This window comes from Rhizobium sp. CSW-27 (assembly GCF_018760785.1).
GTDB lineage: Bacteria > Pseudomonadota > Alphaproteobacteria > Rhizobiales > Rhizobiaceae > Neorhizobium.
The window spans coordinates 497,004-521,250 of the sequence record NZ_JAHHZO010000001.1; the positions used below are offsets into that span (position 1 = coordinate 497,004).

24 protein-coding genes are annotated in these 24,247 nt (G+C 64.4%); 16 read left to right on the forward strand and 8 right to left on the reverse strand.

Annotated elements, in window-relative coordinates:
- Position 1: 1 nt before the first annotated feature.
- From KLP42_RS02545 to KLP42_RS02555, 3 genes are read left to right on the forward strand one after another with little or no spacing between them, the layout of a single operon-like run.
- Positions 2-532: a GNAT family N-acetyltransferase gene (locus KLP42_RS02545; protein WP_215564520.1), complete on the forward strand. Its 531-nt coding sequence runs from the start codon at positions 2-4 to the stop codon at positions 530-532.
- Positions 533-586: 54 nt separating this feature from the next.
- Positions 587-1,195, forward strand: a complete 609-nt coding sequence (locus tag KLP42_RS02550) for an HAD family hydrolase (protein WP_215564521.1) — start codon at positions 587-589, stop codon at positions 1,193-1,195.
- 17 nt (positions 1,196-1,212) lie between these two features.
- Entirely contained in the window at positions 1,213-1,515 is a 303-nt protein-coding gene (locus tag KLP42_RS02555) for a putative quinol monooxygenase (RefSeq protein ID WP_215564522.1), read from the forward strand.
- Positions 1,516-2,102: 587 nt separating this feature from the next.
- Here KLP42_RS02555 and KLP42_RS02560 read toward each other — a convergent pair.
- The gene (locus KLP42_RS02560) at positions 2,103-3,233 is read right to left on the reverse strand and encodes a site-specific DNA-methyltransferase (protein WP_215564523.1); all 1,131 of its coding nucleotides are present in this window, start codon (positions 3,231-3,233) and stop codon (positions 2,103-2,105) included.
- 147 nt (positions 3,234-3,380) lie between these two features.
- Between KLP42_RS02560 and KLP42_RS02565 the strand changes: the two genes are divergently transcribed.
- Together KLP42_RS02565 and KLP42_RS02570 are read left to right on the forward strand one after the other, a co-directional pair.
- Entirely contained in the window at positions 3,381-3,677 is a 297-nt protein-coding gene (locus KLP42_RS02565; protein ID WP_215564817.1) for a nucleotidyltransferase family protein, read from the forward strand.
- Positions 3,677-4,084: a HepT-like ribonuclease domain-containing protein gene (locus KLP42_RS02570; RefSeq protein WP_215564524.1), complete on the forward strand. Its 408-nt coding sequence runs from the start codon at positions 3,677-3,679 to the stop codon at positions 4,082-4,084. Before KLP42_RS02565 ends, KLP42_RS02570 begins: the two co-directional genes overlap by 1 nt.
- On the opposite strand, the gene KLP42_RS02575 is transcribed toward KLP42_RS02570, so the two are convergent.
- Both KLP42_RS02575 and KLP42_RS02580 read right to left on the reverse strand, forming a co-directional pair.
- On the reverse strand, positions 4,000-4,371 hold the full coding sequence (locus KLP42_RS02575; RefSeq protein ID WP_215564525.1) for an antibiotic biosynthesis monooxygenase family protein: 372 nt from the start codon (positions 4,369-4,371) through the stop codon (positions 4,000-4,002). The two genes, KLP42_RS02570 and KLP42_RS02575, sit on opposite strands and share 85 nt — an antisense overlap.
- Positions 4,368-4,697, reverse strand: a complete 330-nt coding sequence (locus tag KLP42_RS02580; RefSeq protein ID WP_215564526.1) for an NIPSNAP family protein — start codon at positions 4,695-4,697, stop codon at positions 4,368-4,370. The genes KLP42_RS02575 and KLP42_RS02580 overlap by 4 nt, the downstream gene beginning before the upstream one ends.
- A 74-nt stretch (positions 4,698-4,771) precedes the next feature.
- On the opposite strand from KLP42_RS02580, the gene KLP42_RS02585 reads away from it, so the two are divergent.
- The 4 genes from KLP42_RS02585 (at position 4,772) to KLP42_RS02600 (ending at position 7,938) form a co-directional block, all read left to right on the forward strand.
- Positions 4,772-5,470 carry an ArsR/SmtB family transcription factor gene (locus KLP42_RS02585; RefSeq protein ID WP_215564527.1) on the forward strand — a complete coding sequence of 233 codons (699 nt, stop codon included), beginning with the start codon at positions 4,772-4,774 and terminating at the stop codon, positions 5,468-5,470.
- A 100-nt stretch (positions 5,471-5,570) separates the two neighbouring features.
- Positions 5,571-6,260: an HAD family hydrolase gene (locus tag KLP42_RS02590; protein ID WP_215564528.1), complete on the forward strand. Its 690-nt coding sequence runs from the start codon at positions 5,571-5,573 to the stop codon at positions 6,258-6,260.
- 123 nt (positions 6,261-6,383) lie between these two features.
- Complete coding sequence (locus KLP42_RS02595) at positions 6,384-7,286, forward strand: AraC family transcriptional regulator (protein ID WP_215564529.1); 903 nt, start codon at positions 6,384-6,386, stop codon at positions 7,284-7,286.
- A gap of 148 nt (positions 7,287-7,434) precedes the next feature.
- On the forward strand, positions 7,435-7,938 hold the full coding sequence (locus tag KLP42_RS02600; protein WP_215564530.1) for a cupin domain-containing protein: 504 nt from the start codon (positions 7,435-7,437) through the stop codon (positions 7,936-7,938).
- 32 nt (positions 7,939-7,970) lie between these two features.
- Here KLP42_RS02600 and KLP42_RS02605 read toward each other — a convergent pair whose 3' ends face one another.
- Complete coding sequence (locus KLP42_RS02605; protein WP_215564531.1) at positions 7,971-10,679, reverse strand: autotransporter outer membrane beta-barrel domain-containing protein; 2,709 nt, start codon at positions 10,677-10,679, stop codon at positions 7,971-7,973.
- Positions 10,680-10,857: 178 nt separating this feature from the next.
- Positions 10,858-11,424, reverse strand: a complete 567-nt coding sequence (locus KLP42_RS02610; RefSeq protein WP_215564532.1) for a PilZ domain-containing protein — start codon at positions 11,422-11,424, stop codon at positions 10,858-10,860.
- 249 nt (positions 11,425-11,673) lie between these two features.
- Between KLP42_RS02610 and thrC the strand changes: the two genes are divergently transcribed.
- Genes thrC through KLP42_RS02630 form a run of 4 tightly spaced genes read left to right on the forward strand, consistent with a single transcriptional unit; the run spans position 11,674 to position 17,983 of the window.
- Positions 11,674-13,080, forward strand: a complete 1,407-nt coding sequence (thrC, locus tag KLP42_RS02615; protein ID WP_215564818.1) for a threonine synthase — start codon at positions 11,674-11,676, stop codon at positions 13,078-13,080.
- Between the two features lie 26 nt (positions 13,081-13,106).
- Positions 13,107-14,405 carry a M16 family metallopeptidase gene (locus KLP42_RS02620; protein WP_215564533.1) on the forward strand — a complete coding sequence of 433 codons (1,299 nt, stop codon included), beginning with the start codon at positions 13,107-13,109 and terminating at the stop codon, positions 14,403-14,405.
- Positions 14,406-14,465: 60 nt separating this feature from the next.
- Positions 14,466-15,080: a GNAT family N-acetyltransferase gene (locus KLP42_RS02625; protein ID WP_215564534.1), complete on the forward strand. Its 615-nt coding sequence runs from the start codon at positions 14,466-14,468 to the stop codon at positions 15,078-15,080.
- A gap of 44 nt (positions 15,081-15,124) precedes the next feature.
- Positions 15,125-17,983: an EAL domain-containing protein gene (locus KLP42_RS02630; RefSeq protein ID WP_252192738.1), complete on the forward strand. Its 2,859-nt coding sequence runs from the start codon at positions 15,125-15,127 to the stop codon at positions 17,981-17,983.
- Positions 17,984-18,131: 148 nt separating this feature from the next.
- On the opposite strand, the gene KLP42_RS02635 is transcribed toward KLP42_RS02630, so the two are convergent.
- From KLP42_RS02635 to KLP42_RS02645, 3 genes are all read right to left on the reverse strand, one after another.
- Complete coding sequence (locus KLP42_RS02635; protein ID WP_215564536.1) at positions 18,132-19,193, reverse strand: zinc-binding metallopeptidase family protein; 1,062 nt, start codon at positions 19,191-19,193, stop codon at positions 18,132-18,134.
- A gap of 73 nt (positions 19,194-19,266) precedes the next feature.
- A complete protein-coding gene (locus tag KLP42_RS02640; protein ID WP_215564537.1) occupies positions 19,267-19,458 on the reverse strand; it encodes a CsbD family protein in 192 nt (63 codons plus the stop codon).
- A gap of 117 nt (positions 19,459-19,575) precedes the next feature.
- Positions 19,576-20,181 carry a YqgE/AlgH family protein gene (locus KLP42_RS02645; RefSeq protein ID WP_215564538.1) on the reverse strand — a complete coding sequence of 202 codons (606 nt, stop codon included), beginning with the start codon at positions 20,179-20,181 and terminating at the stop codon, positions 19,576-19,578.
- A 244-nt stretch (positions 20,182-20,425) separates the two neighbouring features.
- Between KLP42_RS02645 and KLP42_RS02650 the strand changes: the two genes are divergently transcribed.
- From KLP42_RS02650 to KLP42_RS02660, 3 genes are all read left to right on the forward strand, one after another.
- Positions 20,426-21,268: a protein-disulfide reductase DsbD domain-containing protein gene (locus tag KLP42_RS02650; RefSeq protein WP_252192701.1), complete on the forward strand. Its 843-nt coding sequence runs from the start codon at positions 20,426-20,428 to the stop codon at positions 21,266-21,268.
- A gap of 59 nt (positions 21,269-21,327) precedes the next feature.
- On the forward strand, positions 21,328-21,813 hold the full coding sequence (locus tag KLP42_RS02655) for a peroxiredoxin (protein WP_215564539.1): 486 nt from the start codon (positions 21,328-21,330) through the stop codon (positions 21,811-21,813).
- Between the two features lie 322 nt (positions 21,814-22,135).
- A complete protein-coding gene (locus KLP42_RS02660; protein WP_215564540.1) occupies positions 22,136-24,091 on the forward strand; it encodes a methyl-accepting chemotaxis protein in 1,956 nt (651 codons plus the stop codon).
- The last annotated feature ends 156 nt before the right edge of the window (positions 24,092-24,247 follow it).

Consider the following 24,247-nt stretch of genomic DNA (forward strand, 5'->3'; position numbering starts at 1 on the left):
CATGGTCGGGATGAGGGAACTGGCACGACACGAGATCCGGTCCATCTGGACCATCGATCGCTCGGAAATCATCGAGGCAACCTATCGCCTGAAAGATGGCGTGCTTGTTCTGACGGCCGATCCTCACGACGTGCGCGGCTGGCCCGGCGACCTGCCCGCGGAAAAGACGCCCGTTTTCGAAGCCGGCCATGACCGGGGTGACTGGTTCTGCGGTCTGTTCGACGGCTCGCGGCTGGTCGGGATCGCGATCCTCGGCCATTGCCTGTTCGGCGAGGCCTCGCAATTCCTGCAACTCAAGTTCTTCTACGTCGACAAGGCCCTGCGCCAGATGGGCCTGGGCAAGGCACTGTTTGAGGCGGCCACACGGGAGGCGCGCAACAGGGGCGCCCGGCGCCTTTACATCTCCGCCACGCCGACGCAAAACACCGTCGATTTCTATCTTCATCGCGGATGTCGGCTGCTTGAAACGCCGGACCCTGTTCTTTTCGATGAGGAGCCTGACGATCTTCATCTCGACTATGCACTCGGCTGACATCATCGCGAGCATCATCCGAAATTCCGGCACATCCCTTCATCAGGAGTTTTCATGACCATCGACCATATCGTCTTCGACATCGGCAAGGTGCTGATCCATTACGATCCGAACATTCCCTTCAGCCGGATCATTCCGGATGCCGAGGAGCGGCGCTGGTTCTTCGAGAATGTCTGCACCCATGACTGGAACCTGGAACAGGATCGCGGGCGCGAATGGCCGGTCGCCGAGGCGGAACTGATCGCAAGATATCCCGAGCGCGAGGAGCAGATCCGCGCCTTCCGCAAGCACTGGCACGAGATGGTGCCGCACGCCTATGACGACAGCGTCGCCATCATGGAGGGCCTGATCGATGCGGGTCGCGACGTCACCATGCTGACCAATTTCGCCGCCGATACCTTCCGCCATGCGCGCGAAATTTTCCCCTTCCTCAACCGGCCGCGCGGCGTGACCGTGTCCGGCGAGATCTTCCTCATCAAGCCGGATGTGGAGATCTACCGCCTGCATGCGAAGAATTTCGACCTCGATCCGGCCCGGACCATCTTCATCGACGATTCTGCCGCCAATGTGGAAGGCGCAAAGGCCGCCGGCTGGCAGGCGGTTCAGTTCATCGATGCGCAGCGACTGCGCGCCGATCTCGCCTCCTTCGACATCACCGTCTGACCGGGAAAGATACAGGCATGAACGACAGGAAGGTCTATCTCGATGGCCATATCGACGTGCCCGCCGATCGGCGGGCGGCGGTGGATGCGGCCCTTCCCGTTCACATCGCGCTGACGCGAGCCGAACCCGGCTGCCTGAAGTTCGAGGTGACGGCCTGCGGCACGGTGGAAGGTCGCCTCCTCGTTTCGGAGATCTTCACCGACCAGGCCGCCTTCGACGCCCATCAGGCCCGCACCAAATCCTCCGATTGGTTTCAGGTCACCGCCGGCATTCCGCGTGACTATACGATCCGGGTCGAGGGAGACATCCCGCCGCGTTGAAAGCCAGCGAGGATGTGGTATATTTCAGGAGTGAGATCAGGAGCGGTAACTCCTGATCTCGTTTCGCTTAGATATGGAATGTGACCCGCACGTCAGCTCGCCAGCTCGTGCGGGTTTTCCGTATCGTGAGCGTGATGCTGAATGGTATCCACCACATGCCATCACTCCTGTTCGGGAGCAGAGCCTCTGCCTCGGCCGGTGCGGCTCATCCTCACCGGTCGACGCCGGCTGGCACGGCGCCTGCTGCTTCGCTCCCGACGGGGCGACGATAGCACGGGAAGAGCCGAAACCAAAAGTTGCAACAAGTTGCGAATTCATCGATGCGATGGGCCGGCCTGCCCGCCGTGCGGACATTGTCCGCAATCACCGATCCGTATCGGCGCGACCGACTGAAGGTCTGGTGCCCATAAAACACGACGCCCGGATCCTTGCGGACCCGGGCGTCGCTGCCTCTTCCGGGACTGGAACCGGTGAGAGGCCTCATTGACGGGGGCGGTGGATCGAATGTCTCCGTGCAATGAGCATCCATCCCAGAGAAGGCGTCGAATCAGGCAAAAGCATGATCGATGGCCTCTCCTGCCATGCGTTCAGTCGAGAGCAGCCATGTCCCGGCGCACGATCGCGCGCAGCGCATCGATGGGCTTCAATGCACCCTCTTCCTCGTAGTGCCAGAAGGTCCAGCCATTGCAGGTGTCAAAACCCTGCACCTTTGCCCCGACGCGGTGGATCGATCCCGCCTCGCCGCCGGAGACCAGCGTGCCGTCGGCGCGCACGATCGCGCTGACGCGGCGCCTGGCATCCGTCAGCACCTGACCGGGCTTGACCATGCCGCTTTCCACCAGCGTGTTGAAGGCGACCCGCGGTTCGGCCTTCTTGCCGGAGAGTACGGTGAGTTCCACCTTGCCCAGCGGTTCGACGGCGGCAATGCGGGCCGAGGCCGCATCGATGTAATCCTGCTCGCGCTCGATACCGACGAAATTGCGGCCGAGCCGCTTTGCAACCGCCCCGGTGGTGCCGGAGCCGAAGAAGGGATCGAGGATCACGTCGCCCGGCTTGGTGGAGGCCATGATGATGCGGGCGAGCAGCGCTTCGGGCTTCTGCGTCGGATGGATTTTCTTGCCGTCATCATCCTTCAGCCGCTCATGGCCGCTGCAGATCGGGAACAGCCAGTCGGAGCGCATCTGCACGTCATCGTTGGAGGCCTTCAGCGCATCGTAGTTGAAGGTGTAGGATTTCGCCTTCGGGTCGCGGCTCGCCCAGATCAGCGTCTCATGCGCGTTCTGGAAGCGGCGGCCCTTGAAGTTCGGCATCGGATTGGTCTTGCGCCAGACAATATCGTTCAGCAGCCAGAACCGCAGGTCCTGCAGCATGGAGCCGACGCGGAAGATGTTGTGATAGGAGCCGATCACCCAGATGGTGCCGTTCGGCTTCAGCACGCGCCGGCAGGCCAGCAGCCAGGCGCGGGTAAAGGCGTCATAGGCCTGAAAGCTCTCGAACTGGTCCCATTCGTCATCGACGGCATCGACCAGCGACTGGTCCGGCCGGTGCAGCATGCCGCCAAGCTGCAGATTGTAGGGGGGATCGGCGAAGATGACATCGACCGACTGGTCCGGCAGTGCCTCCAGCGCAGCGACGCAATCGCCCTTGATGATGCTGTTGAGCCAGGAATCGGGACGCGGTTCGGCCCTCAAGGCCGCAAGCGGAAGAACGGATGCCATCTGATACTCGCTGAACGCTGACTCGGAATACGTTTACAGACTGTTATGGTTACCCAGTTTGGTTACCAAAGACTGAAGGCGGCACCGCGAATTGTGAAAATTGTGGCAAGGATGGTCTCGCCGCCCGATCCGCGCTATGGTGGTGCCATGAAAAAGGACGAGGCCATCCGACAGTTGACCGCGCGGGCCGATGCCATCCGGGCACTCGGCGCGACCGCGCTCTACCTGTTCGGCTCGGTCGCGCGCGACGAGGCCAAGGAAACAAGCGACCTCGACCTGTTCATCGATTATGACCCCCGCTCGCGCTTCAACGCATTAGATCTCGTCGGGATCAAGCTTTTTCTGGAGGAAGATCTGTCGATCCCCGTCGATGTGACGACGCGCGACAGCCTGCATCCCATCCTGCGAGACCGGATCATTGCCTCCGCTGAGCGGGTTTTCTGATGGCGCGAGACATTCGCCATTTCCTCTACGATATTCACCTGGCGATCAGTGCGATCGAGTCGGCCGTCGCCGGCAAAACACTTGCCGATTACCAAGCCGACGCGTTCCTGAAACTGGCAAGCGAGCGTGCGATCGAGATCATATCCGAAGCGAGCCGGCGGATCCCCGAGGACATCCAGAACCTTCGCCCCGAAATTCCATGGCCGAAGATCCGGGGCATCGGCAATATTCTGAGACACGAATACTATGGGCTATCCGATGCCATCCTCTGGGGCGTGATCGTGGATGAGTTGCCGAAACTTGGCGTCGCCATCGCCGCCATTCAGGCGGCACTTGAAGGCGATGAGGGAGATACTGGTCCCACTTCAGCATCCACCGGCGCCTCCGCCCGTTCGAACATGCCGTAATCGCGCAGCACATGGCCGATGCGCAGGCGATAGTCGGCAAAGATCTCGCGGCGTCCGGCCCGTTGCGCGGCGCGGTGCGCTTCCCGGGTGCGCCACACCTTCACCGCCGCCTCGTCGCGCCAGAAGGACAGCGACAGGAGCTTGCCGCGCATCGAGAGACTTTCGAAGCGTTCGATGGAGATGAAGCCGTCGATGGTTTCGAGGTCCTGGCGGAGTCCGCCGGCGAGATCGAGATAGCGATGGCGCTCGCCCATATAGGGCACCACTTCGAAGATGACGGCGATCATGCGGGCATCCTCGGGCCATGCGGCAGCGAGACCTTGCGCAGGAACAGGCGATCCTCCTTCAGGATGAAGCGCTCGCGGCTGGCGAAGGCATAGTTTTCCCGGCCGAGCGGGTCCTCGGCGAGGCGCGCGCGATAAGCCTCGTAGGCGGCGAGGCTTTCGATGGAATAGACGCCGTAGGCAGTGGTCGCCGATCCCTCGTGCGGGGCGAAATAGCCGATCAGATCGGCACCGCAGCGCGGGATGGCCTGGCCCCAGGCGCGCGCATAGTCGGCGAAGCGATCGCACTTGAACGGATCGATCTCGTAGCGGATGAAACAGGTGATCATCGGGCTTTCTCCTTGTGTCGGGAGCCAGACAATGCCCCATTGCCCAACAGGGATGCTTCGGTTACCATCGAAGCATGAAAGAAGGACCTGACATTGCCCGTATCGCAACACTGATCGGCGATCCCGCCCGCGCCAACATGCTGATGGCGCTGATGGGTGGCCAGGCGCTGACCGCGACCGAACTGGCGGGAGCCGCCGGCGTGACGCTGGCGACCGCCAGCGCGCATCTTTCCAAGCTGGAGGATGGCGGTCTGCTGACCCAGCGCAAGCAGGGACGCCACCGCTATTTCGCGCTGGCCGACAGCGCTGTCGCCGGCCTGCTGGAGGATCTTGCCGGTCTTGCGGCCACGCGCGGCCATCTGCGCCATCGCCCCGGTCCACGGGACCCGGCGCTGCGCCGCGCCCGCATCTGCTACGATCATCTGGCCGGCGATTTCGGTGTGCGCATGCTGGACAGCCTGATCGAGCGCGGCGCCATCCTGGAGGAAGGCGAGGCGCTGGCACTGACCGGCAGCGGCCACCGCTTCTTCTGCGAGATGGGGATCGATGCGGAGGCACTGAAGACGCCACGCCGCCCGCTCTGCCGGGCCTGCCTCGACTGGAGCGAGCGCCGCTCGCATCTGGGCGGCACGCTGGGCAAGGCGCTGTTCGACCATATCATGGCCGAGGGCCTTGCCAGGCGCGAGCCGGACAGCCGCGCCATCCGCTTCACCCGTGAGGGCGAGCGCCGCTTTCTCGCCCTCTTCCCGGTTCAGGACGCCGACGCGGCCTGATTGTTCTCGGCGCCGTCCTCGTGTAGGTCAGGCATCAATCCCCGAAACCGGGCCTGACGACCGGGCCACCCCAAAGATCCAAGCAAAGAGCACTTCTGACATGAGCGGATTCGACCTCATCATCTTCGACTGCGACGGCGTTCTGGTCGATTCGGAAATCATCGCGGCCCAGGTGGAATCCCGCCTGCTGACGGAAGCCGGATACCCGATCAGCGTGGAGGAAATGGGCGAGCGCTTTGCCGGCATGACCTGGAAGAACATTCTGCTGGCCATCGAGAAGGAAGTGGACATTCCGCTGTCCGCCTCCTTGATCGACAAGTCGGAAAAGCTGCTCGACGCCCGGCTGGAGCGTGACGTGAAGGTGATCGAGGGCGTGAAGACCGCGCTGTCGAAGATCACCACGCAGGCCTGCATCTGCTCCAATTCCTCCAGCCAGCGGCTGGACATGATGCTGACCAAGGTGGGTCTGAAGCCCTATTTTGCCCCGAACATCTTCTCGGCCAAGGATCTCGGGCCGGACAAGGTGAAGCCGCGCCCCGACATCTTCCTGCATGCGATCGACACCTTCAAGGTGAACGCCGCGCGCACCGTCGTCATCGAGGATTCCGTGCACGGCATCCATGGCGCGGTGGCCGCCGGCTGCCGGGTGATCGGCTTTACCGGCGCCTCGCACACCTATCCGAGCCATGCCGACCGCCTGACGGATGCCGGCGCCGAAACGGTGATTGCCCGCATGAGCGACCTGCCGGCAACGATTGCCGCGCTCGGCGAATGGGCCGGCGCCGTGTGACCACGGGCCGGAAGACAGCGCCATGCGGCAGGACCGAAAGCCGGCGCTTGATTAGAAAAGGGTTTTGCATTCCGCCGTTTGCGCATAGTTTCATGCGGATGACATGATCAGGCGGTGAACCACATGAGGCATGCAGCGGCGGCAAGACAGAGGCCGGCCTTTCCCGGCGGCCAGGACGTGCTGACGGCGGCGACGGAAAACGCCACCATCAGCGTGACGCGTTTCACCCCCGAGATTCCCGGCAACGACGCGCTGGTGGCAAAGATGGAGGCGGAAAAGGCCTTCGTCGTCCTGGTGCAGCTCAGGGCCCATCCGCCGCACGAATTCAAGCTCGACGGACGCTTCGAGCGCCCGCCCGCCATGCCGCAAGGGGCGCTCAACGTCATCGACCTCAATGTCGGCGATGCCTGCGCCCGCCTCACCGCGCCGGCCGACACGCTGATGTTTCATCTGCCGAACCGGGCGCTGCACGACCTTGCGGAAGCGGCCGATGCGCGGCCTGTCGAGCGGCTGCGGGCACCGGACGGCTGGCTGACCGCCGATCCGCTGGCAAGCCGGATGGCACCGGTCCTGGTGCACGAACTCGCCGAACCGGAGGGCGAGCGCAACCGGCTGTTCATCGAACACATGCTGCTGGGGCTCGGCGCCCATTTCGCCCGCCGTTACGGTGGTCTCGCTCCGCAGCGGCGGCAGCGCGGCGGGCTTGCCCCCTGGCAGGAACGGCGCGCCCGCGAGCTTCTGGAGGCAAGGCTTGCCGATCCGCCCTCCATCCGCGAGGTGGCGCGCGAATGCGGTCTCTCCGCCGATTATTTCACCCGCGCCTTCAGGGCATCGACCGGCCTGACGCCGTATGCCTGGCTGCAGGCGCAGCGCATCGACAGGGCCAGGCGCCTGATGCGCGATGAGACCGCATCGCTGGCGGAGGTCGCCCTGGCCTGCGGCTTTGCCGACCAGAGTCATCTGTCCCGCGTCTTCCTGCAGCATACCGGCCACACGCCGGGGCAATGGCGGCGCAGCCACCTCTGACGGCAGGGACGGCGCGCATTTCGCGTCGTTTTCCTTCAAGGAAGGTCGGCAATCTTCCAGACGCCCGGCTTCGGCCGCCTACACTGCGCCGCGTCTGCATCCGGCGCACGGGGCACCGGATGCATGCCCATTGGAAGGAAACCGATTCATGACTGCATCCAGCCTTGCGGCACATATCTTCAGCGCGGCCGAAAGCCGCGAATGGTTCAAGCCGCTGCCCGGCGAACATATTGCCATGCGGGTGGAAACCCGGCACACCGGCGGCGCCTTTTCGCTGACCGAGATCATCGTGGAGCCGCAATCCGGCCCGCCGCTGCACATCCACACCGATGCCGATGAGGTGCTCTACGTACTGGAGGGAACCGTCGACTTCATCGCCGGCGACGAGCAGTTCCGCACCGGCGCCGGTGGCTTTGCCGCCATTCCGCGCGGCATGCCGCATGCCTTCCGCAATTTCGAGGCGCAGCCGGCGCGGATGCTGGTGATGCTGACGCCCGGCGGCTTCGAGCAGTTCATGCCGGCCATGCGCGGCCGCGCCCTGTCCGAGGTGCCGATGCTGGCCCGGCAGTTCGGCATGGAAATCGTCGGGCCGCCGATCGCGGCACCGGCCGGAACGCCGCCGCAGGAGGCGATGGTCCCGCAGGAGGCATAGTCACAGCCCTCCCACGGTCGAGGGGCCGTGCCTCAGAAGGACACCGCAAGCGCAAGCCTTGCGGTGTTGCTGATCTCATCGGCGGAAAGAACGCCGTTCCAGTTGAAGGTCAGCCGCATGGCGGGCGAGAGCCTTGCCTCGATGCCGGCCTTCAGCACCGCCGCATCGCGCGGCAGCGACACGCCGCCGACGGTAAAACTCTGACCGCCGGCATAGGCGAGCGTCGATTCCGGCGACAGATCACCGAACACATGCCGCCAGCCGATTTCGCCGGTGAGGCTGACCGGGATCGCACCGACCGCCAGATCGGTGACGACGCGCAGGCCGAGCGTGGAAAGCGTCAGGTCGTCGATGCTGCTAGCCCCGGAAAGCGCCGCAGATCCCCCCTGCTCCGCAAAGCCGTCGGTCCACAGGCGCACCCGGGCGATATTGGCAAAGGGTGTCAGGGTCGCATTGCCGGCGCGGATATCCGAGGAAAGCTCGGCGAACACCTGGGCGGTGTCGCCGTGATAATCGCCGGTCAGCACCTGCGACAGGCTGCCGACATCGATGCCGCGCCGGGTGCTGATGCTGTTGCCGGACCAGATGGCCCCGCCGCTCAGCGTCACGGGTCCGAACCAGGTGCTGCCGTAAATGCCGGCATGATAGGCGTCCACATCGGCATGATCGCCGCCCTGCGGTTCGGAGACCTGGTTGCGGCTGGCTCCGACCACAACGCCGACCCGGCCGCCCTCGAAGCGGTCATTGTCGAACAACAGTGCATCGGCACCGAGAAGTGCCCCCTTCAGCCGGCTCCTGACCTCTTCCGCATTGCCATCGCCATCGATATGGCCGTTGCCGCCGAACACCGCCGCCCAGAAACCGTCCTTGCCCTCATGGCGCACCTGCATGCGCTCGCGCAGGGCCTCGCGCTGGAACTGGCTGTCTTCCAGCAGCTGGCTCTTCAGGGAAGCATGCAGATCGCCATCCAGCCGCTCGAAGACGTTCGCGGCATCGGCCTGCGACATCGACTGCACCGCCAGGAACAAGCCGTCATTCGAAGGCAGCGCATCGGCGGCCGTGGCCGCTGCCCGCGCATTGGCCGTTGCGGCATAGGAGGAGAAGGCGACCGCATTGCGGTCGAGATCGAGCGTCAGGCTGCCTGTGCCATAGGTGACGAGCGGCGACAGGAAGGCGAAATCGGAGGTGATGCTGTCGAAACTGCCGGAGATGCCGCCGGTGGCGGTGAGGATCGTATAGCTGACGGAAGGATCATAGACCTGGCTTGCCGCCACCACCTGAAGCGTGCCGCCGAGCGTGGCGGTCCCGCCGACCGCAACGAGATCGGACAGCCCGGTCGAGGAAATTTCCGCCTCGTAGAGCGCGCCCGTGCCAAGCGTCAGGTCGCCTGTGACGGACAGCGTCGCCATGCCCGGCCCGGGCGACAGCGTGCCACCGGAGCCGACGGACAGCGATGCGACGCTGCCCGTGCCGGAGAGCGTGCCGGTGCCGGAAACAGAGACCGCGCCGAGCACCGTTCCGTCATTGGTCAGCGTGCCGCCACTGACGCTGGCTGTGCCGGTGATGCTGCCGGCATTGTCGAAATCGCCATCGGTGTTGACGAGCGACGCGACCGTGCCGCCATTGGTGACGCTGCCGGCATTGGTCACTGCGCCGGTGGAACCGGTGCTGTTGTTGACGAGACTGCCCGCCGATCCGACACTGACATCGGACAGGCTCGCATTGTTGGTGAGGCTGCCACCCGTGATGCTGGTGGTTCCTGTGACGCTGCCGCCGGCATTGTTGGTGAAGGTGCCGGCGCTGTTCGACAACGAGGCGATGCTGCCGGCATTGGTGACTTTGCCGGCATTGGTGACGGCGCCGGCGCTTGCACCCACATTGTTCGTGAACTCGGCATCGGCGCCGACCGCGACATCCGAGAGAGTGGCATTGTTGGTCACGGTGCCGCCGGTCACGGTGGTGAGGCCCGCAACCGTGCCGCCGGCATTGTTGGTGAAGCTGCCAGCGCTGTTCGACAGCGAGGCGATGCTGCCGGAATTGGTGGCTGTGCCGGCATTGGTGAGCGTGCCGGCGGTAGCGCCGCTGTTGTTGATGAAGATTGCGCCGGTCGCAACCGACACATCGGCGAGCGCGCCGTTGTTGGTCAGCGTGCCGCCGGCAAGATCCGTAGCCCCGAGCACGCTGCCCGTCGCATTGTTGGTGACGATGCCGCCGGCGGTGACGGTGAGCGCTCCGATCGTGCCATTGTTGGTGAAGGTGGCCGCAACGCGCGTGATGCCGCTGATCGTCCCGTCATTCACGGCGCTGCCGCCGGAGAGGAGAAGGTCGCCATCCAGCGTGCCGGAATTCGAAAGAGTGCCGCCGGTCACCGTGAGATCGCTGGCGAGCGTGCCGCCGGCCAGAACCTCGATCAGGCCGGAGGAAAGGCTGGTGCCATTGCCGACGGTGAGAACCGAGGGAACGCGCAGCGTGCCGCCATCGACGGTGAGTGTCGAGACCTCGGCGGCGGACGAGACGATCGCAACGCCGGAGCCGATCTCGGCGGCATCGCCGGCCCCCGGCGCCTGCGGTGCGGTGGACCAGTTGGCGCCGTCGGTGAAGGTGCTGCCGGAGGCGCCGGTCCAGCTGGCCGGAACAGTCTGCGACACGGCCGGGGGGACCGCAAGAAGGGTCAGGCCGGAGGCCAGCGCCGTCGAAAGCCAATGCCGGGTCCGGCCGGGACCCAGTCCGCCCACCGCCATGTCATTCTCCCTGTCATCGGAGCATACAGGAGCTGCATCGCTCCCCCTCGTGACGGAACAAACTAGAAGCAGGCGGTTAATGGCAGGTTAACAGCAAGGCCACTGCGTAAAAAACTGTAACATTGCTGGAAAACCCATGAATTTCCGCAATGATTACAGTTTTTCTCTGCAGATATTCTTAGCTCTTGCGACGCGAGGTCTTGCCGACGGCAACCTCTTCGAAGCCAAGACGCACGCGGGTGAAGCGGGACGTGCCGCCAACCGTGTTGGGAATGGCCACATCCGGCTTGTTGAAGATGAACTGGGTGGAGCCTTCCGGCGGCACCGTGACCGGATAGTTGACCGATTTCGAGTAGATCACCTTGTCGCCGTCAATCACCTCGACCGTGACCGGAAGCGTCACCGAACCGGCCTTGCCGGCCGGACCGAGCACGAGACGGCCCTGCGCCATGACATTGATCGTCAGCGTCGTGTCGTTGGCGGTGCAGGCGCGCGTCGCCTCGGCAAGCGAGGCACGATAGATCAGCTTTTCCGGATCGTCCTTGGCATTGCCGGCATAGGAACTGCGAATCGCGGTGTCGTCGCGCAACACCACCGGCGGGCAGAAGGCCTGCACCACGGGGGTCACCGGCTGGGCCGCCGGCTCGCTGCCGGTGAGCCCGCCAAGGGGCGAAGAGGAGTTACACCCGGCAAGACCTGCAAGAAGGGAGAGCGAAAGAAACCTGAGCGAAGACTTGCCAAACACGTAATGCGACCCTTTTCTTCCCAACCGCCACTGAACGGACATTCCGGGCTTTCACGGTAAATTTTGATGGTCTATACCAGCGGCGCACGGAAAAATCGATTGGGATTGCAGCCGAATTTTGTCTGGACCGGAAGCCCTGGCGCGAAATGCGCCGCCCGGTCGATACAATCGCCTTCAAGGGGCCGGCCTTCGGCCTGATCGGGTTCCTCCGCCATCGTCCGCTTCGGACCGTCAAACACGCATCCAGGGATAGCTGTCTTGGACTATATTTCTACTCGGGGCGATGCGCCCGCTCTCGGTTTTCGTGATGCCCTGCTGGCGGGTCTCGCCCGCGATGGCGGTCTCTATCTGCCGCGGGAATGGCCGGTCTTCACGAAGAAGGATATCCGCGCCATGCGGGGCCAGTCCTACCAGCAGATCGCCTTTGCGGTGATGTCGCGCTTCGTCGATGGCGAGATCCCCGATGCCTCCCTCAGGGCGATGATCGACGAGGCCTATGCCACCTTCCGGCATCCGGCCGTGGTGCCGCTGGTGCAGGTCGGCCCCAATGATTTCGTGCTGGAGCTTTTCCACGGCACCACCCTCGCCTTCAAGGATGTGGCCATGCAGATGCTGGCCCGTCTGATGGATTACGTGCTGGCCGAGCGCGGCGAGCGCGCCACCATCGTCGGCGCCACCTCCGGCGATACCGGCGGGGCGGCGATCGATGCCTTTGCCGGGCGCGAGCGCACCGACATCTTCATCCTCTTCCCGCATGGCAAGGTCTCGCCCGTGCAGCAGCGGCAGATGACCACCTCGACACATGCCAACGTGCGTGCACTGGCGGTGAAGGGCAATTTCGACGATTGCCAGGATCTGGTGAAGGCCATGTTCAACGATGTCGGCTTCCGGGAGAGCGTGAAACTGTCCGGCGTCAACTCGATCAACTGGGGCCGCATCATGGCGCAGGTGGTCTATTACTTCACGGCCGCCGTCTCGCTCGGCGGGCCGGACCGCAAGATCTCCTTCACCGTGCCGACCGGCAATTTCGGCGACATCTTCGCCGGCTATGTCGCCAAGCGCATGGGCCTGCCGATCGACCGGCTGGTGATCGCCACCAATGACAACGACATCCTGGCCCGCACGCTGAAGACCGGACGCTACGAGATGAAGCCGGTGATCGCCACCACCTCGCCGTCGATGGACATCCAGATCTCGTCCAATTTCGAGCGACTGCTGTTCGAGGCCTATGGCCGCGAGCCCGCCGCCGTGCGCTCGGCCATGTCGGGCCTTCGCCAGTCCGGCGCCTTCGAGATCCAGCCGGAGGCCCTGAAGGCGATCCGCCGCGAATTCCGCGCCGGCCGCGCCACGCAGAAGCAGGTTGCGCAGACGATCCGCGCGACACTTGCCGAGACCGGCTACCTGCTCGACCCACACACGGCAACCGGCATCTTCGTCGCGGCGAAGAATGCCAGGACCGCAAGCCCCATGGTGACGCTCGCCACCGCGCACCCGGCCAAGTTCCCGGCCTCGGTAGAATCCGCTTGCGGAATTCATCCGTCCCTCCCATCATGGCTCGCTGATCTGATGAACAGGGAGGAGCGCTACGACCTGCTGGAACCCGAGCTTAAGGCGGTGGAAACCTTCATCCATCAGCATGCGCGGGCGAAAGCGTAAGGGCCGCAGTGCCGGAAAGACCGACAATGAATGTTGAAATCACCCGGCTTGCCTCCGGGTTGACCGTCGTGACGCAGAACATGCCGCACCTCGAAAGCGTGGCGCTGGGTGTCTGGATCAAGTCGGGATCGCGCAACGAAACCGTCGACGAGCACGGGATCGCCCACCTTCTCGAACACATGGCCTTCAAGGGCACCGCGCGCCGCTCGGCGCGCGATATCGCCGAGGAGATCGAGAATGTCGGCGGCGAGCTGAATGCCGCCACCTCGACCGAGACAACCTCCTACTATGCAAGGGTGCTGAAGGACCATGTTCCGCTGGCCATCGACATCCTCGCCGACATCCTGACGGAATCGGCCTTCGACGAGGAGGAACTGGAACGCGAGAAGCATGTGATCCTGCAGGAGATCGGCGCGGCCAACGATACGCCGGACGATCTGGTATTCGACCGCTTCTCGGAAGTCGCCTATCGCGGGCAGACCATCGGCCGGCCGATCCTCGGCACGCCCGACACGGTGAAAGGCTTCACGCCGGACCAGATCCGCGGCTATCTCGCCCGCAATTACACGACCGACCGCATGTTCATCGTTGCGGCGGGTTCCGTCGATCACGAGACGCTGGTGCGACAGGTGGAGGACCGCTTCGCGCTGCTGCCGAGCAGGCCCGCCGCGCCGCCGGTGTTCGAACCTGCCCGCTATCTCGGCGGCGAGGTGCGTGAGACGCGCGATCTCATGGATACGCAGCTGCTGCTCGGCTTCGAGGGCAAGGCCTATCACATGCGCGACTTCTACTGCTCGCAGATCCTTGCCAATATTCTCGGCGGCGGCATGTCGTCCCGCCTGTTCCAGGAGGTGCGCGAGCATCGCGGGCTCTGCTATTCGGTCTATGCCTTCCACTGGGGCTTTTCCGATACCGGCGTGTTCGGCATCCATGCCGCGACCGGCGGCGAGGACCTGCCGGAACTGGTTCCCGTCATCCTCGACGAGCTGCGCAAGGCCTCCGACGTGATCGAGCAGCAGGAGATCGACCGCGCCCGCGCCCAGATCCGCGCCCAGCTTCTGATGGGCCAGGAAAGCCCCGCCGCGCGCGCCGGCCAGATCGCCAGGCAGATGATCCTCTACGGCCGCATCATTCCCAACGTGGAAATGATGGAGCGGCTGGCCGGCATCACAACTTCGCGATTGACCGATCTTGCCGGGCGGCTGTTTTTCGATACAGTTCCGACATTGTCCGCCATCGGCCCGGTCGAAAAGCTGGCGCCGCTCACGGACATCACGGCGGCACTTTCCTCGCCGCACATCAGGACGCAGAAAGCGACCGGCTGATCACGCGGGCTTTGCCATTCCGTTCAGCGATCGCGCTGGACGGGATGGAACGGACATAGGATGACGCGGTCGGTGTTTCGGTTTTTGTCACGTCAGCCGGAAACGCCGGAACTCTATGGCGAGCGCCATATGCTGCGCCTGCCGCGCTATACCGATTATCGCGACTGGTATGAACTGCGCGCCCAGAGCCGCCTGTTCCTGCAGCCCTGGGAGCCGAGCTGGCGTCATGACGAACTGACAGAGGCCGCCTTCAGGGCCCGCGTCACCCGCAATTCACAGGAATTCGCCTCGGGCCTTGCCGTGCCGCTTCTTCTGTTCCGGCGGGAGGACAAGGCCCTGCTAGGCGGCATTACCATCGGCTATATCCGGCGCGGCGCGGCGCAAAGCTGCATGATCGGATACTGGATGGGTGAAAAACATGCGGGCCAAGGTCATATGTTTGCCGCACTCCGCCTTGTAGTACCCTACATCTTCTCCGGGCTTCAGTTGCACCGCATCGAGGCAGCCTGTATCCCGGAAAACTGGAAGAGCGTGCGGCTTCTTGAAAAAGCCGGTTTCGAACGGGAAGGTCTCTTGCGGAAATATCTGAAAATCAACGGAGAGTGGCGGGATCACACCCTCTATTCCCTGCTTGCCGGCGAAGAGGCGGATATCGGGATGCAGGCCGCACAATGAAGATGGCGGCTTCCCTCTGGTGTTTCCTCGTCCACCGGCTGGCCATGCTGGCGGCCTGTCTTTTCCTTGCGCTGCCCCCGGTGGCGGCCTTTGCCTTCGAGCCGGTGAAGATCTCCCGCGACGACCGGGCGCTCGACCTGACGGCAACCACCGACATCTATGCCAACCAGGGCGAGGCCTTCCAGGTTTCGACGGCGGCCGGTGCCGATGGCATTCGCCGTCGCATCGAGGTGCGTTCGGCCACGCCCGGCCACCAGGGCGACTGGGCGGTGTTTGCGCTGGCAAACGTCTCCGAGGAACAGCTGGAGCGCGTCATCGTCGCGCCGCACTTCCGTCTTGTCGGCTCGCGCCTCATCTGGCCGGATCTCGGTTCGCAGCGCATCAATGCCATCACGCCCTCAGAGGGTTTCGCGCTGGACCGCGTGCCGAGCCCGGATGCCGACGTATTCCGCATCACGCTGAACCCCGGCTCCGTCATCACCTTCGTGGCGGAACTTACCTCGCCCAACCTGCCGCAGATCTATCTGTGGGAGCCGGACGCCTACAAGGATACGGTCAACTCCTTCACCCTCTATCGCGGCATCGTGCTCGGCATTGCCGGCCTGCTGGCGGTCTTCCTCACCATTCTCTTCGTGGTGAAGGGCACCTCGATGCTGCCGGCGGCCGCAGCGCTCGCCTGGGCGGTGCTGGTCTATATCTGCGTCGATTTCGGCTTTCTGGAAAAGCTGGTCGCCATCAGTTCCAGCGACGAGCGAATATGGCGGGCCGGCGCGGAGGTGGCGCTGGCATCATCGCTGGTGATCTTCCTCTTCGCCTATCTGAACCTCAACCGCTGGCACGTGCATCTGGGCTATGCCACCTTTGCCTGGATCGTCGGCCTTGGCCTTCTGTTCGGCGTGGCGATCTACGATCCCTCGATTGCCGCCGGCATTGCCCGCATTTCGCTGGCGCTGACCGCCACCGTCGGCATCGGCCTCATCATCTATCTCGGGCTCAACCGCTTCGACCGGGCGATCCTGCTGGTGCCGACCTGGGCGCTGATTCTCGTCTGGCTGTTCGGCGGCTGGCTGACGGTCACCGGCAAGCTCGACAACGACATCATCCAGCCGGCGCTCGGCGGCGGTCTGGTGCTGATCGTGCTGCTGATCGGCTTTACGGTGATGCAGCACGCCTTTGCCGGCGGCGCCTATCAGCAGGGGCTGTTCTCCGATCTGGAGCGCCAGTCGCTGGCGCTGATGGGCAGCGGCGATACCGTCTGGGACTGGGACGTGGCGCGCGACCGGCTGGTGACGACGCCCGACATCTCGCTCAGGCTCGGCCTGTCGCCGGGCAGCATGCACGGACCGGTGCGCAACTGGCTGCCGCGCCTCCACCCCGACGACCGCGACCGCTTCAAGGCGACGCTCGACGTGCTTCTGGAGCACCGCAAGGGCAAGCTGAACCACGAGTTCCGCATCCGCGCCGAGGACGGGCATTTCCACTGGCTGCAGATCCGTGCGCGGCCGGTGCTGGGGTCCAATGGCGAGATCATCCGTTGCGTCGGCACCATCGTCGATGTGACGGAGCCGAAGAATTCGGTCGAACGACTGCTGGTCGATGCGCTGCACGACAACCTGACCGGCCTGCCGAACCGCCAGGTCTTCCTCGACCGGCTGCAATCGGTGCTCGCGATTGCCGCGACCAGTGACAGCGTGCGCCCGACCGTGCTGACCATCGACATCGACCGCTACAAGCAGGTCAACGACACGCTCGGCATTGCCGCCGGCGACAACATCCTGATTGCCCTGACGCGCCGCCTGCGCCGCCTTCTCAAGCCGCAGGACACGCTGGCACGCATTTCCGGCGACCAGTTCGGGCTGATTCTGGTCTCCGAGCGCGATCCCGCCAAGGTCGCCGATTTCGCCGATGCCGTCAGCCAGGCGATCATGGTGCCGATCAACTTCGCCAATCGCGAGGTGATCCTGACCGCCTCCATCGGCCTCTGCTCCTGGGTGGACCAGCAGGAAAGCGCCGCAAGCCTGCTCAGCGACGCCGAACTGGCCATGTACCGGGCCAAGCGTGCCGGCGGCAACCGGGTGGAACCCTTCCGCCCGGCCTTCCGCACCAATGCGACGCCCGACCGCCTGCAGATCGAGACGGATCTGCGCCGCGCCATAGAGCGGCGCGAACTCTCGCTCGCCTACCAGCCGGTCATCCGGCTGACCGATGGCGAGCTTGTCGGCTTCGAGGCGCTGATGCGCTGGGAACATCCCAAGCGGGGCAATATTCCACCGGGCGAGTTCATTCCGATTGCGGAAATGTGCGAGCTGATCGGGCCGCTCGGCATGTTTGCGCTGGAAAGCGCCACGAGCGACCTGGCGGGCTGGGAAAAGCAGGCGGGCGAACTGCCGATCTTCCTGTCGGTGAACCTCTCCAGCGCGCAACTGCTGAACGCGGATCTCTATACCGAAATTCGCGCCCTGCTCGCCCGTACCGATATCGAGCCGGGCCGGCTGAAGCTCGAACTGACCGAATCCATGATGCTGGAAAACCCGGAACAGGCGCGCCTGGTGCTGAACAAGCTGCGCGATCTCGGCGTCAGCCTCGCCATCGACGATTTCGGCACCGGCTATTCCTCGCTCGGCCAGCTTACCCAGTTCCCCTTCGACACGATCAAGCTCGACAAGTCGCTGGTTACCAATGACAGCGACAAGGGACTGGTGGTGCTGCGCTCGGTGATTGCCATGGCGCGCGCCATGGACATGTCGATCGTCGCCGAAGGCATCGCCTCGGACGAGGCGGCGATGGAACTGGCCAAGATGGGTTGCCAGTTCGGCCAGAGCTTCCTGTTCGGCGCACCCATGGCCGCCGATGCCGTGCAACGCCTGCTGAAGGAACGCTTTCCGCTGACCAAGCGGGCCTAGCGTGTCGCCACACAGCTGCGTTACAGCGGACGCCAGGGTGGCGCACCTGCATCGATGACGGGAGATGCCGCGCCATGCGAGCGTGACATCTCCACGCCAGCGGACCGGACAGGCGCGCGCCCCTGCGGTGGCCCGGTCTGTCCATCGATCAATACTGCCCGTGCACCAGTCCATGGATGAATTCGAGCTTGGCCACCACGGTGGATGTCAGGATGAAGGGATAGAGGTCCGGCATGCCCATGGAGCGATGGACGCTGTTCAGCGCGACGCCGAAGGGGATCCAGACATCGACGAGCTGCGCCGCATTGCGCGCCCGGTAGGGATCGAAGCCCACTTCGGAAGCCAGATCCTCATGACCGCGCGGTTCCACCACCATGCCGAAGGCGCGCGCGGTCTCCAGCGTGTCGACGATGTGCAGGTAATGCGCGAAACATTCGGCAAAATCCTCCCAGGGGTGGCTGCTGGCATAGGTGCTGATGAAGTGTTCCTGCCAGTCCGCCGGTGGCCCCTCTTCGTAATTGCGCCGCAGCGCCTCGGCATAATCCTGCCGCTCGTCGCCGAAGGCCTCGCGGAAGGGCCCGAGCCGGCCGCGATCCTCCACGAGCTTCTGCCAGATGTAATGGCCCGTCTCGTGCCGGAAATGGCCGAGCAGCGTGCGGTAGGGCTCGTTCATCGAGACCCGCACCTGCTCGCGCGTCACATCGTCGGCCTCGGCGGCGCGGATGGCGATGCGGCCGTTCTCGTGGCCGGTCACGGCGGGCTTGACGCTGCCGTCCGGCCGCACATCGTCCACCAGAAAATCGAAGACCAGACCGTGATCGGGATCTTCGGCGCGGGTGGTGCGCGGCAGGTTCCACCTCAACAGCGAATAGAACAGGTGGCGCTCGGCCTGGCTGATGCGCCGGAACTGCAGGAGCCCCGCCTTGGTTGCCGCGTCGGGGACCAGGCGATTGTGCCGGCAGGCAAGACAGAAGGTTTCCTGCCCCTCCGCCGGCACCGTCCAGTTGCAGATGTCGTTCACCTCGTTGGCGCAAAGCCTGACGGCGTGCCAGCGATCCGCCACCAGCCGCCAGCTGCCATCGGCGCCTTCCCGCAACGCATGCATGGCAAGCCGCTCCGGCACGAAGGCGAGGCGATGGCCGCAATTGACGCAGACGCGATTGTCGAAATGGATCGACTGACCACAATGATCGCATTGGTAGAGGCGCATGTCCGGTTCCGTCAGCCACAAGAAAGCCCGCCTCGCCACGGGCGAAGCAGGCTCCATCAAAGTTCAGAAGTGATCAGGCGCGGTCTACGACGTTCTTCGCCGCATCCTTCACCTCGCCCTTGGCATGTTGCCCCTTGCCCTTGGCTTCCTGCGCCGTGCCGTCGGCCTTCATCGAACGGTCGTTCGTCATGTCGCCGGCTGCCTGCTTGGCCTTGCCGGCCATTTCATTGGCCTTGCCGCTGACCTTGTCGCTCATGCTGCTCATGGGTCTTCTCCTCGTTGGGCCACCCCATGGTGGCGTTCGAGGGAAAAACGCCGGCACCGGCAGTTGGTTCCCCGCAGGTCTGCACAACAGATGCGAGCGGTTGCGGCCATTCACGGCTCAGGCGTGGCCGGCCTCGCGCGACAGAAGCTCCGGGCGAACCCCCAGCAGGGCCAGCGCCCGGTCATATTTGCCCTCCAGCGCCGTATCGAAGATCAGGTCCTCGCTGGCCGGGCAGTTCAGCCAGCCATTGGCAACGATTTCCGCCTCCAGCTGGCCCGGACCCCAGCCGGCATAGCCGAGCAGCATGGTGGCACGGCTGGGGCCGCGCCCGTCATAAATGGCGCGCACGATGTCGATGGTCGCCGTCAGCGAAATGTCGTCGCTGACCGGAATGCTGCTTTCGCTGGAATAATCGTCGGAGTGCAGCACGAAGCCGCGGCCGGTTTCCACGGGTCCGCCGCCCAGGATGGGGAAATCCCGGGTGTGGCTGGGCAGCATGATGGCCTCCGGCTGGTCCACCAGTTTCAGGTGCAGCAGGATTTCGGCAAACGAGATCGGCTGCGAGCGGTTGATGATGAAGCCCATGGCACCGGCCGGCGAATGGGCGCAGACATAGACCACCGTCCGCTCGAAATTTCCGTCCTGCATGCCCGGCATGGCAATGAGGAACTGGCCATCCAGAAATCCCCGTTCCTGCCTGTCCTTGAGTATCGACAATGCCATCGTGCCTCCTTGATCGGTAGGCCCGGCCCGTGGGCGGGCGGCTTCACTGCGTGCGGTTCGCCAAAGCGGCCTGGCAAGCAGACGACGCATGGCAAAGCCCGTTGGCGGGCGCCGGCCACGCGCTGACCGATACGACCCGCACCAGAGCAAGATGGGGCAGGCCTTATCCGCAATCAACCGAAAATGATGTACTTTTCAAGGTTGTGACTGGAAGGTGCTGCGCGCCTCGTCTAAATCTGGCGTCATGATCACCAAAATGCTTCCGCCGTTCCGCCGTCATGCGAAAGCCGCCCTGCTTGCGGCAGCAGCCGTGCTTTTGGCTCATGGCAGCCAGGCCGCAACCAGCGATTGGGCGCAGAATGACGGCGGGCGCATGCGAATCATTGCCCTGCCGGCCAAGGCCGACGGCACCGTGGAGGGCGCGCTGCAGATCGAGCCGGGTCGCGGCTGGATCACCTACTGGAAGGAGCCGGGACAGGCCGGCATTCCGCCGCAGATCTCGCTCGATCCCGGCGAGGGCATTACCCTGCAGAAGATGGAGTTTCCCGTACCGCGCCTGTTCGATGCAGGCGGCCTGAAGGATCTCGGCTATGACCACGCCGTCACCCTGCCATTCACATTGAAGGTGGACGATCCCGCCGCACCGCTGAAGATCCGCGCCAGCGCCTTCATCGGGCTGTGCCGCAACATCTGCATTCCCTTCCAGGCGGATTTCGAGGTGGACCTGACCAGGAACGCCGGCCTGCCGCTGGAGGAAAACATGATCCTCGACGAGGCCCGCCGGAAGCTTCCCGAGCGGCCGTCCGACGATTTCAGCGTCACCCATTATGCGCTGACCGCCGGGCGCGAGAAGCTGAGCCTTGCGCTGCGGCTGCCGGAAGGGATCGAGAAGCCGCAGATCTTCGTGGCGACGCCGGGCGGGCAGGTGCTGTTCGACCAGGCCAATCCCCGCATGATCGACGGGCATTACGTGGTCGACATGCCCTTCGGCAAGCGCCCGCCCGGCACCGGCGGTAAGGACAAGCACTGGGACATTCTGGTGATTGCCGGCAATCGCGCCATGGAAACCAAGCTTGCCTTCGATTGAGCCCGCTCTATAGTCGCGGACGGATTTGCCGACCTTCCATTTCCATCAAGGAGAACATCATGACGATTTCCGTCGGAGACAGCCTGCCTGCCGCCACCTTCAAGGAAAAGACCGCCGATGGCCCGGTCGAGGTTACGACCGACGCCCTGTTCAAGGGCAAGAAGGTGGTGCTGTTTGCGGTGCCGGGCGCCTTCACCCCCACCTGCTCCATGAACCACCTGCCGGGCTACCTGGAAAACCGCGATGCGCTGATGGAGCGCGGCGTGGACGACATTGCCGTGCTTTCGGTCAATGACTGGTTCGTCATGGGCGCCTGGGCGGAGAAGAGCGGCGGCATGGGCAAGATCCACTTCCTGTCCGACTGGGATGCCGCCTTCACCAAGGCGCTCGGCCTTGACATGGACCTCTCGGCCGCCGGCCTCGGCACGCGCTCCAAGCGCTATTCCATGCTGGTGGAAGACGGCGTGGTGAAGTCGCTCAACATCGAGGAAAATGCCGGCCAGGCCACCGTTTCCGGCGCCGCCGCCATGCTGGAACAGCTCTGAGCATCGTTTCGCACCGATCTTTCCGCAAGGCGGTCCCCGCAGGGGCCGCCTTCTTTTTTGTGCCGGTGGCGCCCGGCCATGCGAACGGCTGCCGATGACGCCGGACGAAGCGGGTATCCGCTCATTAAGCAAATTCTAAACATGTATTGCTAATAAAGAACGGACTGACGTTGGACTGCATCAGGCTGTTCGACCGCGGTCAGTGACATCGTGGCCACCGCCGTCTGCCGGCATGAACTGTTCCGGAACCATGATCACTTCAACGGCATGCCAGGCAATGAATGCTCCCGGCACTGCGCTTTCCAGGGCAACGGGAGTTCACGTGAAGCACGTTTCCATCGTCGGTAAATTTCTCACCATCATGGCCGCATTCGGCCTGATGACCTTCGGCCTTTCGCTTTACGAGAGCCAGCAACTCTACAGCGTGGACGAGAGCTACAGCGGCCTGCTGGAACAAGAAACCAGCGCCTCGCTCTATCTGGCCCGCTCCAACCGCAGCCTTCAGTCGGCACGCGCCAGCATCGGCGACCTGATGATGGCCCGCTCGGAGGAAGCGAATGCGCGTGCGGTGGCAAGCCTGCAGGAGGCGCGACAGAGCTTCGTCAAGTTCATGGATGTGGCCGCTGCCGCCATGCCGGGCACCCCGGAGATCGGGCAGTTGAAAGCCAGCGGGCTGCAGGTGATCGACACCACCTGTGCCGCGGCAATCGCCGCCGGGAAGGCCGCCACCACCGAGGAGGAAATCACCGCCTCGCAGCAGTTGTTCCTGCAGCAGTGCCAGCCGGCCTTCGCCGAACTCTCCCCCCGCTTTACCACCGTCACCAGCCAGATGGTGGATGCTGCCGCGCGCGAAAGCGAGGCACTGACCGCCAGCGTCCACAGCGCCGCCATCATGACGCTCGGCACCGTGGTTCTGGCTCTGGTGCTTGCCCTGACCGCCGGATTCCTGGCGGTGCGCACCTGGCTGGTCCGTCCGATCCAGGCCCTGTCCGTCACCATGAAGACGCTCGCCAATGGCGACCTGACGGCTACGGTCGAGGGAACCGACCGCCGCGACGAGATCGGCGGCATGGCCCAGGCCGTGCAGGTGTTCAAGGACAACGGCCTCAAGGCCCGCGACCTGGAGCGCGACGCGGCAACCAACCGCAGCGCCAGCGAAGCCGAACGCGCCCGTGCCGCCGAAGCCGAGCGCCAGCGTGCCCAGGAGATGGCGCAGGCCACCTCCGGCCTCGCGGAGGGGCTGAAGCATCTCTCCAGCGGCGACCTGACCTTCCGCCTCAGCGAGCCCTTCGCCCGCGACTTCGAAGCACTCCGTGCCGATTTCAACGCCGCCGTCCAGCAGCTGTCCGACAGCCTGCGGGCCGTCTCCAATGCCACCGGCTCCATCGACAGCGGCGCCCGTGAAATCAGCCAGAGCGCCGAGGACCTGTCGAAGCGCACCGAGCAGCAGGCCGCCTCGCTGGAAGAGACCGCCGCAGCCCTGGACCAGATCACCACCAATGTGTCGAATGCCTCCAAGCGCACCGAGGAAGCCCGTCACGTGGCGATGGAAGCCAACAAGTCGGCCCGCCGCTCCGGCGAGGTGGTCTCCAATGCCGTCTCCGCCATGCAGCGGATCGAGCAGTCCTCCAACCAGATTTCCTCGATCATCGGCGTGATCGACGAGATCGCCTTCCAGACCAACCTGCTGGCGCTGAACGCCGGCGTGGAGGCCGCGCGTGCGGGCGAAGCCGGCAAGGGCTTTGCCGTCGTCGCCCAGGAAGTGCGCGAGCTTGCCCAGCGCTCGGCCCAGGCCGCCAAGGAAATCAAGGATCTGATCCGTAACTCGGTCGACGAGGTGTCCACCGGCGTCAAGCTGGTGCAGGAGACCGGCGACGTGCTGAAGGTAATCGAGGATCAGGTCATCGCGATCAACAGCCAGCTGGATGCGATCGCCACCTCGGCCAGGGAACAGTCGGTCGGCCTGGCGGAGGTCAATACGGCCGTCAACCAGATGGACCAGACCACCCAGCAGAATGCCGCAATGGTGGAGGAATCGACGGCTGCAAGCTCTGCCCTTGCCGGCGAAGTGCGCCGCCTGCGCGAAATCGTCTCCGAATTCCGCCTCGGTGGAAACGATGTTGCCGCTCCGCGCCGACCGGAGGCCGTGCGGGCCGCTCATGCCCCCGCCGCCTCACCCGCGCCCTCCCCTGCACCATCCCCGGCCCGCCGCATGATGGCGAAGGTGGCCGGCGCCCTCGGCGGCGGTGCCGCAGCCGAAAGCTGGGAAGAGTTCTGAGATCATCAACCGACGAGACGAGGGAAAGCGGTCCGCCAGGGCCGCTTTTTCATTTTGCCCGAAGGCATCGGCAAGCGGCGGGGCGGCCGCCTCATTTTCTTCATGCGCGGCCTCAACGCCGCATGCGATGCCCCTGCGGAGGAAGCCTCCGGCCGC